1 protein-coding gene is annotated in these 612 nt (G+C 60.1%); it reads right to left on the bottom strand.

What is annotated here, in order from left to right; genetic code table 11:
- A partial coding sequence (locus tag CJ255_RS22250) for an Rpn family recombination-promoting nuclease/putative transposase (protein ID WP_165774899.1) occupies positions 1 to 482 on the bottom strand: 482 nt, incomplete at its 3' end.
- Positions 483 to 612 lie beyond the last annotated feature (130 nt).

Below are 612 nucleotides of genomic sequence, written 5' to 3'. Positions count from 1 at the left end.
ACGGTCGTCAGATCGCTCAGGTGGTAGTGAAAGGTTGGTGTGTAGCGCTGGAGGGCGGCGGGGAGATCGAAGAGGGCGTGAAAGTCGGTCGAGACCGTCCAGCGCTGTGTGCCATGGTAGACCACAATGGGCACGATGGGGGCGAGCGGGCGCTGCTGACGCTGCATGGCATCCCAGCTTTGCACCATGTAGCGCAACACTTGCAGCGGGGTCAAGGGGTCTACCGAGCTCTTATGCTCAAAGAGGATGCAGACGAAGGCATGGGCGTCAGCCCCGTGCAGCGGTACTGCAAAGAGCAGATCGGAGAAGTGTTCTCGCAGAGTGGCATCAACGAACGAATCCTTGACCGGCTGGATGTGTGCAAGATCAAAGAGTGCCGTCACCTCAGCGGGCAGAAACTCGCGCAGAAAGCGTGCCACCGCTCCGGGTTGGCTAAAGGTGGCCTTGAAGAACTTATCGTGGGGTTTGGTAAGATCGGTCATGGTTGAGGTGGTGAATAGATCGCTTCGCTCCGCTGGCTGAGCCTGTCGAAGCCAGCGGGGGAAAGCAATGCTTCGACCATCCGCCGCACGCCCGCGTCACGGGCGGCCAGTAGCAGGCGTAGTGTACCAC

This window comes from Candidatus Viridilinea mediisalina (assembly GCF_002532535.1).
Taxonomy (GTDB): domain Bacteria; phylum Chloroflexota; class Chloroflexia; order Chloroflexales; family Chloroflexaceae; genus Viridilinea; species Viridilinea mediisalina.
Note: the sequence above shows the minus strand (reverse complement) of the source record. Positions and strands in the feature narration are given on the sequence as shown.